The sequence below is a fragment of the Jatrophihabitans sp. sgz311053 genome (assembly GCF_056135305.1).
Window position 1 is genome coordinate 533,692 of the sequence record NZ_JBWAXP010000001.1, and the last position, 14,475, is coordinate 548,166.

Sequence of the window (14,475 nt, forward strand, 5' to 3'; positions counted from 1 at the left end):
ACATGAGCGAGCCCACCGACACCGAGCTGCTGGCGGAGGTCCGGTCGGGCAACGCCGACGCGTACGGCACCCTGTGGGCCCGGCACGAGGCGGCCGCGCGCCGCCTGGCGCGCCAGCTCGCCCGTCCGGCCGACGTCGACGATCTGGTGAGCGAGAGCTTCCTGCGGGTGCTCCGAGCAATCCAGGGTGGCGGCGGGCCGGACGGCGCGTTCCGGACCTACCTGCTCTCGACCATGCGCCGGTTCCACCTCGACACCGCCCGTGGCTATCACCAGCGCGTCGCCCTCACCGGCGAGCCGGAGGAGTTGGAGCCCCGGCACTCCAGCGCGCCGGCGGCCGAGCAGATCGTCACCGAGCAGCTCGAACAGCGCGCCGCCTGGGCCGCCTGGCTCTCGCTCCCGGCGGAGAGCCGCGAGCTGCTCTGGCAGCTCGTCGTCGACGAAGAGACACCGGCGGCCATCGCCCCGCTGCTCGGCATCTCCGCCAACGCGGTCGCCTCCCGCGCGGTCCGGGCCAAGGAACGGCTCCGCAGCGCCTTCCTCGAGCAGTACCTCGCTGACTGCCCCGAGGGTCCCTGCCGGGAGACACGGGCGAAGTTCGGCGGCTACGTCCGCAAGACGCTCTCCGACCGCGACCGGATCAAGGTCGACGAGCACCTGGACGACTGCGACCGCTGCGTCGCCGCGCTCCTGGACATCAGCGACACCCACCGCGCCCTCGTCCTCACCATCGCCCCGCTGGTCCTCGGCGGCGCCGGGATCGCGGCGGCGTACCTCACCGCCGGCCACGGCAGTGCCACCGTGACCGCGGCGACGTCGGCGCCCGCCGGGACTTCGGCCGGGAGTACAGCCGGCGGTTCGGCCGGGGCACGCACTCCGGGGTCCGCGCCGTCGGCGCCGACGATGGTCGCCGCCGCGACGGTGATCGCGGTGAGCATGGCAGCGAGCGCCTGGGCCCTCGTCGCGAAGAGCGAGCCGGAGCACCACACCAAACAGGCGGGGATCTCCGCCACCGTCCGACGCACCACCGGATCGCCTGCGGGAGCCAGTGGCGTGCCGGGGCCTGGCGGCGGCGCGCTCGCCGCACCCACCACGACGACGCCGTCCGGCATCACGCCGGCTCCGGCCGCCTCACCGGTCACCGGGGCCACCGCGCCCAGCGGCGCGACCGTCCGCTCGTCACCGATCGCCGCACCGGCCTCCTCGCCCAGCGCCGTGGGACCGAGCGGGACGACGTCGTTGCCGGTGATCCTGCCGACGACGGCACCGACCACGGGAGGGGCCGAGACGACGACTCCGGCCCCGTCCTCATCAACCCCTGAACCGTCGACGTCCGAACCCACCACGTCCGACCCCACGACGTCCGACCCCACGACGACCGAACCCACGACGACCGAACCCACGACGACCGAACCGACCGCCTCGGAACCGTCGACGACGGAGGTCGTCACCCCGGTGGCGTACACCTTCGACGTCAACGACGACCGGGAACGGGAACCGTGGGTCGACCTCTCCGTACCCGACGGGTGGCAGATCACCTCGGTGACCAACGGTGACGGGACGACCCTTGAAGGTCCGGTAGGCCCGGTCTCTGAGGGGACGTGGCAGATCACCCAGTTCACGTACACGGTCGTGGTCAGCGGCGCGGGTGCCACCTCGCCAGTCCTCACCGTCACCACCTCCGCGGGGACGACGAGCTTCGCCACCCCGCGCTGACGCCTCAGCCGGTCAGGTCGGCCAGCAGGGCCACGCAGCTGCGCTCGACCTGGGCGAGCACGTCGGTGAAGCCGGAGTCGCCGCCGTAGTACGGATCGGCGACGTCGCGGTCGGCGTCGTCGGCCTCGGGGTCATAGGCCCGCAGCAGGACGATCTTGTCGCGGGCGGCGGCCGGATCCGTCGCATCGTCGGCGAGTTCGCGCAGTTCTGCGACATGTCCGGCGTCGAGGGCCACGACGAGATCGGCCCGGTCGAAGTCGGCGGCGTCGAACTGGCGCGCCGAGTGCCGCGGCCAGGGATAGCCGGCAGCTGCCAGGGTGGCACGGGAGCGGCGGTCCATGTCGTCACCCACGTGCCAACCCCCGGTCCCGGCACTGCTCACCGCCACCCGGTCGGCCACCTGCTCGCGCGCGGCGAGGGTGGCGAAGACGGCCTCGGCGGTGGGGGAGCGACAGATGTTGCCGGAGCAGACGAAGACGACGCGGACGGGATCGCTCACCACGCCAGTCTGCCGTGACGCTGGCGCGGACGAATCGGACGGTACGTTCGCAGACATGCCCGACATCGATCCGTCGTTCGCGGCGCTGCCGTCGCGAGGTCTCGCCGCGGCCGCCCTGGACCGGGCCCGCGAGCTCGGCGTGGACCACGCCGATTTCCGGCTCGAACGCATCCGCACCGGCAGCATCGAGCTGCGCGACGCCGTCCTGGAGTCCCTCGGCGACACCGAGGAGATCGGGCTGTCGGTCCGGGTCGTCCACCGCGGCACATGGGGGTTCGCGGCCGGGATCACCCGGACCCGCGAGGGCGCGCGGCTGCTCGCGGAACAGGCCGTCGCCACCGCCGAGGTGAGCCGGCCGCTGCGCGACGCGCCTGTCGTGCTGGCCCCGGAGCAGGTGCACGCCGAGGCCAGCTGGGTCTCGTCCTACGAGATCGACCCCTTCGACGTGCCGGCCCCCGAGCGGGTCGGGCGACTGGCCGAGCTCTCCGAGCGGCTGCTGGCCGCCGACGGTGTCGACCACGCCGACGCCTCGCTGATGCACGTGCTGGAGAACAAGTTCTACGCCGACCTGAACGGCACGACCACCACGCAGCAGCGGGTACGGCTGCAGGTGGACTTCACCGCCACGCACGTCGACCGGGCCGCCGGCTCCTTCTTCTCGATGCGGACGATCGCGCCGCCGACCGCACGCGGCTGGGAGTACCTCACCGGGACCGGTTGGGACTTCGACGCCGAGATCGACGAGCTCCCCGGCTTGCTGCGCGAGCACGTCAAGGCGCCGAGCGTCGAGCCCGGCCGCTACGACCTCGTCATCGACCCCACCAACCTCTGGCTCACCATCCACGAGTCCATCGGCCACGCCACCGAGCTGGACCGGGCCCTCGGCTACGAAGCGGCCTACGCCGGCACCAGCTTCGCCACCATCGACAAGCTCGGCTCGCTGCGTTACGGCAGCCCGGTCATGAACGTCACCGGTGACCGGACGGTCGAGCACGGGCTGGCCACCATCGGGTTCGACGACGAGGGGGTGGCCGCGCAGGAGTTCGACATCATCCGCGACGGGGTGCTCGTCGGGTACCAGCTGGATCGGCAGATGGCCGCCGCGAATGCCGAGCTGCTGGGCAGCGATCGCTCCAACGGCTGCGCGTACGCCGACTCCGCCGGCCACATCCCGATGCAGCGGATGGCCAACGTCTCGCTGCAGCCGGATCCGGACGGTCCCTCGCTGGACGAGCTCGTCAGCCGCGTCGAGCGCGGCATCCTCATCAAGGGCGACCGCTCCTGGTCGATCGACATGCAGCGCTTCAACTTCCAGTTCACCGGGCAGCAGTTCCACAAGATCGAGAACGGCAAGATCGTCGGACAGCTGCGCGACGTCGCCTACCAGGCCACCACGACGGACTTCTGGGGTTCGATGGAGGCCGTCGGCGGCCCGCAGACCTATCTGCTCGGCGGCGCGCTCAACTGCGGCAAGGGTCAGCCCGGCCAGTCCGGTGCCGTCTCGCACGGCGCCCCGGCGGCGCTGTTCCGAGGCGTCAACGTCCTCAACACCCGACACGAGGGCGGCCTGGGATGAGCGAGCCACAGGAGCTGGTCGAGGCCGCGCTGGCGGCGGCCACCAGCGACGGCTGCATCGTGATCGTGGCCGAACACACCGAGACCAACCTGCGCTTCGCGGCCAACCAGCTCACCACCAACGGCCAGATGCGCGACCGCACGGTCACCGTCATCAGCACGTTCGACTCCGCCGCCGGCACCAGTGCCGGGGTCGTGAGCCGGGCCGTCGGCACGGTGGACGAGATCGCCGCGCTGGTCCGTGACGCTGAGGAGGTCGGCCGGCAGGCCGAGCCTGCCGACGACGCCGCGCCCCTGGTCACCGGTGACGAGCAGGACGACGACTGGTCGGCCGCCCCGGCGGCGACCTCGGTCTCGGTCTTCGACGCCTTCGCCCCGGCCCTGGGCCGGGCCATGGCGGACTGGCGCTCGTCGCAGCGGCTGCTCTACGGCTTCGCCGAGCACGAGCTGACGTCGTACTACCTCGGCTCTTCGACCGGACTGCGGCGCCGGGTCGACCAGCCGGCGGGCCGGCTCGAGCTCAACGGCAAGACCGCCGACCTCGGCGCCTCGACGTGGTCTGGCCGCTACACCGCCGACTTCACCGACATCGACGTCCCCCGTGCCGTCGCCGAGCTGGAACAGCGGCTCGCCTGGTCGCGCCACCGGCTGGAGCTGCCGCCGGGCCGGTACGAGACGCTGCTGCCCCCGACCGCCGTCGCCGACCTCATGATCGATGCCTACTGGTCGGCCGCGGCGCGTGACGCCGAGGAGGGGCGCAGCGTCTTCGCCCGGCAGGGCGGTGACGGGACGGAGCCGACCCGCATCGGCCAGCGGCTCTCCCCGCAGCCGCTGCGGCTCTTCAGCGATCCCGGCCATCCCGGCCTTGAGTGCCCGCCGTTCGTCGTCGCGACCTCCTCCGGCGGCGGCGTGCAGTCCGTCTTCGACAACGGACTGCCGCTGGGCCCGACATCGTGGATCACCGACGGCGTCCTCACCGATCTCATCCGCACCCGGGCATGGGCTGAGCGCACCGGCGCCCGTCCCCGCCCCGCGATCGACAACCTGGTCCTCGAGGCCGAGGGCGCGACGGCGTCGCTGGAAGAGATGATCGCCGGCACCGAGCGTGGCTTGCTGGTGACCAGCATGTGGTACATCCGGCAGGTCGACCCGCAGAACCTGCTCCTCACCGGCCTCACCCGCGACGGCGTCCTGCTCGTCGAGGAGGGCGAGGTCCGCGGGGCGGTCAACAACTTCCGCTGGAACGAGTCGCCGATCGACCTGCTCGGCCGGGTCACCGAGGTCGGCGCTACCGTGCCGACGCTGTCACGGGAGTGGAGCGACTACTTCCGCCGCACCGCCATGCCGCCGCTGCGCGTGCCGGACTTCAACATGTCGACGGTGAGCCCGGCCTCCTGACTCACTCGCTGAGGGGCGCGACCACGTGGTTGCGGACGTGGTCGTAGACCACCTCGGTGCGCAGCCCCGCGACCTCGCGGCGCTGCGTCAACGAGTCCAGCACGAAATCCTGCAACGCCGTCGGGCTCGGCACCGCGACGTGGACGAGCAGATCCTCCGAGCCGGTCGTGACGAAGACCTGGAGCGTCTCCGGCAGCGTGAGGACGAAGTCGCGGAAGCCCTGCACGACGGCACGGGACTGCGGCCGCAGCCGGACCGTGATCATCGCCTGCACCGGACGGCCGAGGGCCCCGAGGTCGGCTTCGGCGTGGGTGCCGACGAGGACACCGCGGCGCCACAGGCCCCGCACCCGCTCCAGCGTCGTCGACGGCGCGCTGCGGACCGCGGCGGCGAGGTCCCGGTTGCTGCGCCGTCCGTCCGCCTGCAGTGCCGCCACCAGCGCCGAATCCAGTTCGTCCATGAACAGCGATTCTGCCGTGAGGCCGCATGAAGTTCGAAGAGTCGAGGTCGATGAAGGATTTGTGGCTAGCTTCGGCCCGTGACGACGACCGAAACAGCACCTGCACGCTTCGACACCAAGATCGTGGTGGTGGTGCGCGACGACCTGCCGACCTGGCAGAAGCTCAACATGACGGCGTTCCTGGTGAGTGGCATCGCGGCGGCCGCTCCCGAGGCGATGGGACTGCCGTACCGCGACGCCGACGGCACCACCTACCTGCCGATGTTCGGCCAGCCGACGCTGGTCTTCGCGGCCGACGCCGGGGAGCTCCGTCGCACGATGACGCGAGCCCTCTCCCGCGAGGTCGTGCCCAGCCTCTTCGTCGACGAGCTCTTCACCACCGGCGACGACGAGGCGAACCGGGCCGCCGTCGCCGCGGTCGGCCACGACGACCTGCAGCTGGCGGGGATGGCGTTCCGCTGCCCCCGTCGCGACGCCGACAAGATCACCAAGGGACTGCGGCTCCACGCCTAGCAAGTCGTTCCGAGCGTCGTGGGTCACACCAGGCCACAGCCTGCATCGCCTGTCCGGCAAGGGTTTCCGACGACCCGGGTGTGAGCATTCACGCAGCCTCACGATTGGGCATGTAAGCGCTCACGGGGGTTATGGTCCGAAGAATCCATCAGATGTCGCGCGGGTCGAGAAGCGTCCCCGCGCCTTCTGCGATTTCGTCGGCTATGACGCCTGAGGAGACCCGCACATGACGGCAAGCACCATCCCCGGACTCGACAGCGCGCCCACCACGCACAAGGGCCTGCTCGACTGGGTCCGCGAGACCGCCGAGCTCACGCAGCCGGAGCGGATCGAGTGGGTGGACGGCTCGCCCGAGGAGTGGACGCGCATCACCGATCTGCTCGTCGAGAACGGCACCTTCGTCCGGCTGAACCCCGAGAAGAAGCCCAACTCGTTCTGGTGTGCCTCGGACCCGACCGATGTCGCGCGCGTCGAGGACCGCACCTTCATCTGTAGCAAGGATCCCTCCGGCGCCGGGGCCACCAACAACTGGATGGACCCCGACGACATGAAGGCGATCATGATCGAGCGCTTCCGCGGCTCGATGCGCGGTCGCACCATGTACGTCCTGCCGTACTGCATGGGTCCGCTGGACGCCGACGAGCCGATGCTCGGCGCCGAGATCACCGACTCGGCCTACGTGGTCGCCTCGATGCACATCATGACCCGCCTCGGGACCAAGGCGCTCGAGCTCTTCACCAAGGACGGCGTCGAGCAGACGTTCGTCCCCGGCCTGCACTCCATCGGCGCCCCGCTGGAGGAGGGCGCCAAGGACGCGGCGTGGCCCTGCAACGACACCAAGTACATCGTCCACTTCCCCGAGGAGCGACTGATCTGGTCGTACGGCTCGGGCTATGGCGGCAACGCGCTGCTGGGCAAGAAGTGCTACTCACTGCGCATCGCCTCGGTGAAGGCGCGCGACGAGGGCTGGCTGGCCGAGCACATGCTCATCGCCAAGGTGACCAACCCCGAGGGCGTCAGCAAGTACATCGCCGCGGCCTTCCCGTCGGCCTGCGGCAAGACGAACCTGGCCATGCTCGAGCCGACCCTGCCGGGCTGGAAGGTCGAGACCATCGGCGACGACATCGCCTGGATCCGCATCGGCGAGGACGGTCGCTTCTACGCCGTCAACCCCGAGAACGGCTTCTTCGGCGTCGCGCCGGGCACCGACTACCACACCAACCCCAACGCGATGCGCACCATCGAGAAGGGGTCGTCCATCTTCACCAACGTCGCGCTGACCGACGACGGCGACATCTGGTGGGAGGGCATCGGCGAGGCGCCGGAGCACCTCACCAGCTGGAAGCACCAGGACTGGTCCCCGAACGGCTCGGAGCTGGCCGCCCACCCGAACTCGCGGTACTGCACGCCCATCAGCCAGTGCGACACCCGGGCCCCGGAGTGGGACGACCCGAAGGGCGTCCCGCTGGACGCGATCTTCTTCGGTGGCCGCCGTCGCGACACCGTCCCGCTCGTCACCGAGGCCCGCGACTGGCAGCACGGCGTCTTCATGGGCGCGACGCTGAGCTCGGAGACCACGGCAGCCGCCACCGGCGCGGTCGGCGTGGTCCGCCGCGACCCGATGGCGATGCTGCCCTTCATCGGTTACAACGCCGGTGACTACTTCGCCCACTGGGTGAACACCGGCAAGGGCGCCGACGCCGACAAGCTGCCCAAGATCTTCTACGTGAACTGGTTCCGCCGCGACGCCGAGGGCAAGTTCACCTGGCCCGGCTTCGGCGAGAACATCCGCGTGATCAAGTGGGCGCTGGAGCGGATCGAGGGCAAGGCCGCCGCCGTCGACACCCCGATCGGCCGCGTGCCGACGCCGGAGGCGCTCGACACCGCCGGTCTGGACATGAGCGAGGACGACCTGCGCAACTCGCTCGCGGTGAACGTCGAGGAGTGGAAGAGCGAGATCCCCCTCATCGAGGAGTGGTTCACCAAGATCGGCACCGCGCTGCCCAGCACGCTGCGCGACGAGCTCGAGGCCCTGAAGCTGCGCCTCGACAGCTGACCTGAATCACCGTCACGGGCCCGACCGGTCACTCCGGTCGGGCCCGCGGCGTCTGCCGGACGGGTGGTCCAGCGCCCGATTGGTGCCGTTCGGCCCGCTGTGGCGTCGCCGTGGCGTGCTTCAATATGACGCCGGCTTCACACAGTGCTGATCCGCCAGCTCTCCGGCCGTACCCGCCCCGCCGCACCGGAGTCGCTGATGTCGCTGTCCCGCCGTTCCCGTGGCCTCGTGACGCTCGGCCTGGTCGCCTCCGTCGCCGTCTCGGTGTCGACCGTCGTCGGGCCGGCCGATGCCACCCCGCTCGCCCGAACCGGTACCGCACCGGCCGTCTACGCCGTGAACAAGCCGATCTGCTCCCGGCCGACGGACCCGGCCGCGATGCGATGCCTCGGCCTCAAGCGGGTCGACGTGCCGCGAGGCACCAGCGGCGCCTATCGCATCCCCGCGTCGCCCCGGCTCGCCCGTGGCCTCGGACCGAGCGGCGGGTACTCACCGGCTCAGCTCGCCACCGCCTACAGGGCCAACCCCAAGCTCAACCGGAAGAACCTGACCGTCGGCATCGTGCTGTGGCACGACGCGCCGAACGTGCTGAAGGACCTCAACCACTTCAACGCGAAGTGGGGCATCCACCCCGACGGCCCGAAGTCGTCGACCCGGGAGACCTCGAGCTCGTTCCGCAAGGTGAACGAGCGCGGCCGCACCTCGGGGCTGCCGAAGCGTGATCGCGGCGCCGCCGGGGAGATCGCGCTCGACACCCAGGCGGTCCGGGCGCTCTGCAACACCTGCCGCATCCTGCTCGTCGAGGCGGACGGGCCGTTCGCCGGCGACCTCGCCAACGCCGTCAACACCGCGGTGCGTCTCGGGGCCGACATCGTCACCAACTCCTATGGCACCCCGGAAGGGAGCTTCTCGACGCGGGTCCAACAGGCGTACCGGCACCCCGGCGTAGCCGTCCTCGCCTCGACCGGCGACAGCGGCTGGTTCGGCTGGGACCTCGCCAACGACCCGAACGGCTTCAGCGACAACGCGGCCATGTTCCCCGCCACCTCCCCGAGCGTGATCGCCGTCGGCGGCACCCGTCTCGACCTGCGCCCGGACAACACCCGGGACAAGGAGACGGTCTGGAACAGCAACGGCGCCTCGGACGCCGTGGGGTCGTCGCGACTGAAGCCCCAGGGCGCCTCCGGCGGCGGCTGCAGCAAGCGCTTCACCGCGCCGCTGTGGCAGCGACGGACGCCGGGTTACGCGGCCGCCGGCTGCAACGGCAAGCGGCTCGCGGCGGACATGGCGATGGTCGCCGACCCCGCCACCGGCTTCGACGTCTTCGACACCTACGGCTCCGGCGGCTGGGTGACGGTCGGCGGCACGTCACTCTCGTCCCCGCTGGCGGCGGCGATGCTGGCGCTGGCCGGCGGTCCGCGCGGCGCGCGCTTCCCGGCGACGGCGCTGTACGGCAACGCTTCGGCGCGGCCCTGGTCGCGCTTCGACGTCCGCACCGGCGGCAACGGCTTCTGCGAGGCAGCGTCACCGACGGCCTGTTCGGCGGCGCTCGACGGCTCCGGCACGAAGAACCCGAACAAGCTCAACTGGGGCCTGACGGACTGCAGCTTCTCCCGCCGCGGCGGCGAGACCGTCCCCACCCGTCGGAGCAGCGAGTGCAACGCCACCACCGGCTTCGACGGCCCGACCGGGGTCGGCTCGCCCGGCGTGCCGAGCGTCTTCGCCCGCACCGATCCGTACCTCGCCGTGAGCTGGCGTGGTTCGGTGACCCACCGTCGCGCCGAGACCTTCCGGGTCGGCATCAGGACGCCGGTCTCGGGCACGCGGATCACCTCGCTGACCTACAGCTGGGGCGACGGCAGGCACACGACCACCACGTCGCGCTCAGCGAAGCACACCTATCGCAAGACGGGCCGCTTCTCGGTGTCGGTGACCTCGCATGACTCGCGTGGCCAGGTCGCCGTCGTGAAGCGCCGCGTCACCGTCCGCTGAGACGACGACGCCGCCGGACCCGAGAGGGTCCGACGGCGTCGCCTGACGTGCCTGCTACTGGGTGATCGTCCTACTTGGTGATCGTCAGCTTCACCGTGCCGGACTTGCCGGTGGCGTAGCTGCCGTCGCCGTTGTAGTACGCGACGTAGCGGTAGCTGCCGGTCGACTTCGGCGTGTAGCTGACCTTGCCGACACCGCGGGACAGCGTGCCCGAGCCGCGTGAGGCCGTGGATCCGTCGGAGTTGACGATCCGCAGCGTGAAGCTGCCGGTGGCTGCCGGCAGGCCCGTTGCGGTGCTGACCGTGACGGTGGCCGTGACGGCGCGGTTGACCTTCGTCGTACCGGACGAGAAGGCCAGCTTCACCGCCGAGGCCACCTTGGTGACCGTCAGCTTCACCGCGGCGGAGGTCGACGGGCTGTCGTCGCCGTCACCGGCGTAGCTCGCCGTGAGCGACAGCGTGCCCGCCCGCGTCGGCTTGTAGCTGATCTTCGCCGTGCCGGCGGCGAGGGTGGCGCTACCGAGCGTGGTGCTGCCCGACATCAGCGTCACCTTCCCGGTCGGCGTTCCCGCGGCACCGGTGACCGTGACCGTCGCGACCGCGGTCTGGCCGGCCTTCACCGTGCTGGGCGAGACCGACAGCTTGGTCGCCGTCGCCGACTTCGCGTCGGTGAGCGACACAACCTGTGCCTTGCTGCCCACCACGTTGTGGAAGTGGATCAGCAGCGCGCCCTGTCCCTTGTCCTTGGCGTAGGACGTGGCGTCACGCCGGACCTTGAGCAGGGTTCCCGGTGAGTCCGCGTAGAGCAGCGGGCTGGTGTCACCGTTGTACGAGCCGTAGACCGCGACGCCCGGGTTGAGGACGTCCATGCTCAGCGGGTTGGAGAGCGTGTTGGTGGTGGCGTCGTAGCCGCCGACGCTGTCCAACGGACCACCCGACTGGGCGCTGTAGGAGAGCACCGAGTAGCTGATCCGCGAGCTCTCCGCCGTGATGCCGGGCAGCGCCCCGATCGTCACCGGCAGCACCATGGTGTCGCTGTCGAAGAGCGCGGTGTCGTAGTCGCCCACCCGGTCGTTGATGCCCTGGATATCGAGCTGATCGCCGGTGGCGAGGTCGACGGTGACCGCCACGAAGACATCGGTCTGGTCGGCGCCGGACGGAACCCGAGTCGTGTACGTGACCGCGTCAGCCTCGCCGTCACCGTTGGTGTCGATGTAGATCTCGACGGCCTGGAAACCGACCGGCGAGCGCCACGGACCCTGGGTGGTGATGGAGAAGTACGCCATGCCGTCGTCCGAGGTGAGCGGATCCTCGCCGAGCGTCCGCAGCTGCGGCGCCGAGGAGGTCGAGCCCACGTACTTCAGGTCGGCCGACTTCTCGTCGTCGAAGTGGACGCACTTCGTCGTCACCGTCGTCGAGCACTGCGGCGCCGCCGGGCTGGTGGCCTGCAGTTCGAAGCCGGCGACGGTGGAGGTGACGTTGGCGTCGCCGCTGCCCTGACTGACCCGCGTGCCGCTGAGCGGCAGGTCCGCGGTGCGGACGGTGCCACGGCCGCCCAGCGTCAGACTGGTCGGCTGCGTCATGACCGAGGCCGGTCGGGGCGCGGCGTAGACCGGCACCCGCAGGTCGGGCGCGTCCCCGGTCGCTGGCTCGAGGACGACCAGACCGCTGGCGTCCGCGACGAACTCCCGCGGAACACCGGCCTGCTCGCGCTCCATGGTCGGGTCCAGCGTCTTGGTGAGGTCGGCGGCAGTGACCGTCAGCGTCACCGTGACCGTCTCGCTCGACCGCGGGTCGACGGTGACCGTGGCGGGCGAGACCGAGAACGAGGCACCGGGGACCTGCGTGCGGGCCTGGTAGCCGACGTCGTAGGTCACCGGCGACAAGCTGGTGTTCTCGACCTTGATCGTCTTGCTCCGGGTCAGGTCACCGGTCGCGGCGACGACACCGAAGGACGCCGACACCGTGCCGGTGAGCGCGTCCTTCTGCGCCTGCGTCGCGCCCGAGTCGGCGGTGACGTAGGCCAGGACGCTGTTGTCCAGCGCCTGCTTGGCGTCGATGCGGCCACTGCCGACCCGGTTCGGGGCGTAGGTGTCGCCGCCGGAGTTCGGCTCGGTGAAGAGGTCGTGGTTGGCCGTGTTCATGATGTCGGCCTTGACCTGCTCGGGCGTCCAGTCGGGGTGACGGGACTTCACCAGGCCGGCGAGGCCGGACGTCATCGGCGCCGCCATCGAGGTGCCGCTGTTCGTGACACCCTGGTTGCCGGTGCCGACGGCGGCGGAGAAGACGGTGCCGCCGACGGCGGTGACGTCGGGCTTGACGTTGTTCTCGCTACGCACACCGCGCGAGGAGAAGGACGAGAGCGTGTCGTTGAGCGAGGGGTCCTGCTGCTTCACGCCGTTGGCCTCGGTGCTGCCGACCGTGACGGTCTGACCGCCGGCCAGCTGGCTGCGGATCGCGTCGGCGCCGGATTTGGCGACAAGGACGCCGGGAATCGCGGTGCTGCCGGTGATGCCGGCCGAGAACGACTCCGAGTTGCTGCCGAAGACGAAGCCGATGGCACCGGCGGCGGCGAGGTTGCCGCTGCGCTTGACCGAGCCGCACTCAGGCGAGGCGTCGTTCCACTCGACGAAGCCGATCTTGCCGTTGACCGCGGCCGCGTCGGTGCTGCTGAGCGGGTCGCAGCCGTAGGGGTTCGCCGACGACAGCTTGACGATGTTCCCGGCGAGGTCGGGCTTGGTCGCCCAGTCGTAGGCGATCGAGCGCTCGGCGGCGTACTGCGCCGCAGCCGGGGCGGTGATGTTGAGGGCGTCCACGACGGCCTGCGCGTCCTGGCTGGAGGCGACGGTGAGCGCGCTGGGCGCGTTGCCGGGCGAGCCGCCGGTGTCGTAGAGGTCGCCGTTGTTGCCCGAGGAGATCACCATCGTGACCCCGACCGAGGTGGCCCGCTTGACGAGCAGGGTGTCGGCGTCCTGCGGCGAGGTGAAGTCCGAGCCCAGCGACAGGTTGGCGACGTCCACGTGGTCGGAGGTGTCACCGTCGTTGTTGGGGTCCATCGCCTTCTCGATGGCGGCACCCGTGACGTCGGTGCTGCCCTCGCAGCCGAAGACGCGGAAGGCGTAGAGCTTGGCCTCGGGGGCCATGCCGGGGCCGATCCGCATCGAGTTGAAGGGCGTGCTGGTGTTGTAGGCGCCGGTGTAGCTGCTGCCGTCGGCGTTGACGCCGACACCGGCCGCGGTGCCGGCCACGTGCGAACCGTGACCCTCGCAGTCCAGCGGGTTGGCGTCGGCCTTGGGGTCCGGCTGATAGGTCGCCGAGGAGGGGTCGGCGTTGTAGTCGTCGCCGACGAGGTCCGTGCCGCCGATGACCTTCGCGGTCGGGAAGACGGTGGGGTTGGTCTGCTGGGCCGCGGAGCGTGCGGTGTCGAAGGCGGCCTTGGTGCCGGCGCCGCCGAAGTCGGCGTGGGTGTAGTCGATACCGGTGTCGATGATGGCGATGGTGCTGCCGCGGCCGGTCTCACCGTAGGCCTGCCACGCCGCCGCACCGTTCTGGAACGGCACCGCGTAGGAGTTGGTCGGCTTCTTCGGCGTGATCGGGTAGACGCCCGAGACACCGTCGATCTTCTGCAGGGACGCGAAGTTCTTCACGTCGGTGCGCACGGCCACGCCGGCCAGCAGCGAGTGCGAGTCGTAGAGCACGCGCGTGCCCTTGGGCAGGTCGGCCTTCACCGACTTCTGCTCGGTGCGGATCTTCGTCAGCTGCGATTTCGCGGCCTGACGTGCGGCGGCCGCGCCTCGCGACTTCGCCTTCTTCGCCGCGGTCGCGGTGGAGGCGGTGTTGAGGGCGAGCAGGAACGCGTACGTCCCCTTCTTCGGCACTCCTGCCGGCAGCGCACCGCGCTTGGGCGCGGTCTTGCCCTGCAGCGAGTTCTTCGACGAGCCGACTCCGGGTGCGAGCGGCAGTGCCGCGTCAGCCGCCGGAGCGACGATCAGGCCACCCGCGACGAGGGCCGCGGCGGTGACCGCCAGCGCCGTCGTCCGGGCAGGTGAGCGCAGCATGGCGGCGCTCGGTCGAGCGAACAGCATCAACTTTCCCCACCGACAGGGGGTTCCGACCGTCTGGGAGCACTTGTGGTGCTCGCGGCGAACGACGCACAGTTGGACGTTCCGGTCATCCTGTCGGGCGGATGGTAACCACACTCTCAGCGATTCGTCAGCCGGACGACTCGCGAGGATGCCCCCGTCCGCGCCGCCCCGCTGCCGTGTCCG

The 14,475-nt window shown here is 70.8% G+C and carries 9 protein-coding genes; 6 read left to right on the forward strand and 3 right to left on the reverse strand.

Going from position 1 to position 14,475, the window contains the following annotated elements; all coding sequences use genetic code 11:
* The first annotated feature begins 2 nt into the window (after positions 1–2).
* Positions 3–1,715 (forward strand): sigma-70 family RNA polymerase sigma factor, encoded by a 1,713-nt coding sequence (locus AC0NZQ_RS02270; RefSeq protein WP_474528014.1) that lies wholly within the window; start codon positions 3–5, stop codon positions 1,713–1,715.
* A 4-nt stretch (positions 1,716–1,719) separates the two neighbouring features.
* Here AC0NZQ_RS02270 and AC0NZQ_RS02275 read toward each other — a convergent pair whose 3' ends face one another.
* Positions 1,720–2,214, reverse strand: coding sequence for a low molecular weight protein-tyrosine-phosphatase (locus tag AC0NZQ_RS02275; protein ID WP_474528015.1), 495 nt, complete (start codon positions 2,212–2,214; stop codon positions 1,720–1,722).
* A 55-nt stretch (positions 2,215–2,269) separates the two neighbouring features.
* Between AC0NZQ_RS02275 and AC0NZQ_RS02280 the strand changes: the two genes are divergently transcribed.
* Together AC0NZQ_RS02280 and AC0NZQ_RS02285 are read left to right on the forward strand one after the other, a co-directional pair.
* Positions 2,270–3,790 (forward strand): TldD/PmbA family protein, encoded by a 1,521-nt coding sequence (locus AC0NZQ_RS02280; protein ID WP_474528016.1) that lies wholly within the window; start codon positions 2,270–2,272, stop codon positions 3,788–3,790.
* Positions 3,787–5,187 (forward strand): metallopeptidase TldD-related protein, encoded by a 1,401-nt coding sequence (locus AC0NZQ_RS02285; protein ID WP_474528017.1) that lies wholly within the window; start codon positions 3,787–3,789, stop codon positions 5,185–5,187. The genes AC0NZQ_RS02280 and AC0NZQ_RS02285 overlap by 4 nt, the downstream gene beginning before the upstream one ends.
* Before the next feature lies 1 nt (position 5,188).
* On the opposite strand, the gene AC0NZQ_RS02290 is transcribed toward AC0NZQ_RS02285, so the two are convergent.
* On the reverse strand, positions 5,189–5,647 hold the full coding sequence (locus AC0NZQ_RS02290; RefSeq protein WP_474528018.1) for an Lrp/AsnC family transcriptional regulator: 459 nt from the start codon (positions 5,645–5,647) through the stop codon (positions 5,189–5,191).
* A 78-nt stretch (positions 5,648–5,725) separates the two neighbouring features.
* Between AC0NZQ_RS02290 and AC0NZQ_RS02295 the strand changes: the two genes are divergently transcribed.
* The 3 genes from AC0NZQ_RS02295 (at position 5,726) to AC0NZQ_RS02305 (ending at position 10,208) form a co-directional block, all read left to right on the forward strand.
* Positions 5,726–6,160, forward strand: a complete 435-nt coding sequence (locus AC0NZQ_RS02295; protein WP_474528019.1) for a DUF2000 family protein — start codon at positions 5,726–5,728, stop codon at positions 6,158–6,160.
* A gap of 226 nt (positions 6,161–6,386) precedes the next feature.
* Entirely contained in the window at positions 6,387–8,216 is a 1,830-nt protein-coding gene (locus AC0NZQ_RS02300; RefSeq protein ID WP_474528020.1) for a phosphoenolpyruvate carboxykinase (GTP), read from the forward strand.
* A 144-nt stretch (positions 8,217–8,360) separates the two neighbouring features.
* Positions 8,361–10,208, forward strand: coding sequence for a S8 family serine peptidase (locus AC0NZQ_RS02305; RefSeq protein WP_474528021.1), 1,848 nt, complete (start codon positions 8,361–8,363; stop codon positions 10,206–10,208).
* 70 nt (positions 10,209–10,278) lie between these two features.
* Here AC0NZQ_RS02305 and AC0NZQ_RS02310 read toward each other — a convergent pair whose 3' ends face one another.
* Positions 10,279–14,292, reverse strand: a complete 4,014-nt coding sequence (locus tag AC0NZQ_RS02310; protein ID WP_474528022.1) for a S8 family serine peptidase — start codon at positions 14,290–14,292, stop codon at positions 10,279–10,281.
* Positions 14,293–14,475 lie beyond the last annotated feature (183 nt).

What these genes read in the sequence shown, in the direction of transcription:
- AC0NZQ_RS02300 (WP_474528020.1), top strand. Translation starts at nt 6,387, where the DNA reads ATGACGGCAAGCACCATCCCCGGACTCGACAGCGCGCCCACCACGCAC.
- AC0NZQ_RS02280 (WP_474528016.1), top strand. Translation starts at nt 2,270, where the DNA reads ATGCCCGACATCGATCCGTCGTTCGCGGCGCTGCCGTCGCGAGGTCTC.
- AC0NZQ_RS02285 (WP_474528017.1), top strand. Translation starts at nt 3,787, where the DNA reads ATGAGCGAGCCACAGGAGCTGGTCGAGGCCGCGCTGGCGGCGGCCACC.
- AC0NZQ_RS02270 (WP_474528014.1), top strand. Translation starts at nt 3, where the DNA reads ATGAGCGAGCCCACCGACACCGAGCTGCTGGCGGAGGTCCGGTCGGGC.
- AC0NZQ_RS02290 (WP_474528018.1), bottom strand. Translation starts at nt 5,647, where the DNA reads ATGGACGAACTGGATTCGGCGCTGGTGGCGGCACTGCAGGCGGACGGA.
- AC0NZQ_RS02310 (WP_474528022.1), bottom strand. Translation starts at nt 14,292, where the DNA reads ATGCTGTTCGCTCGACCGAGCGCCGCCATGCTGCGCTCACCTGCCCGG.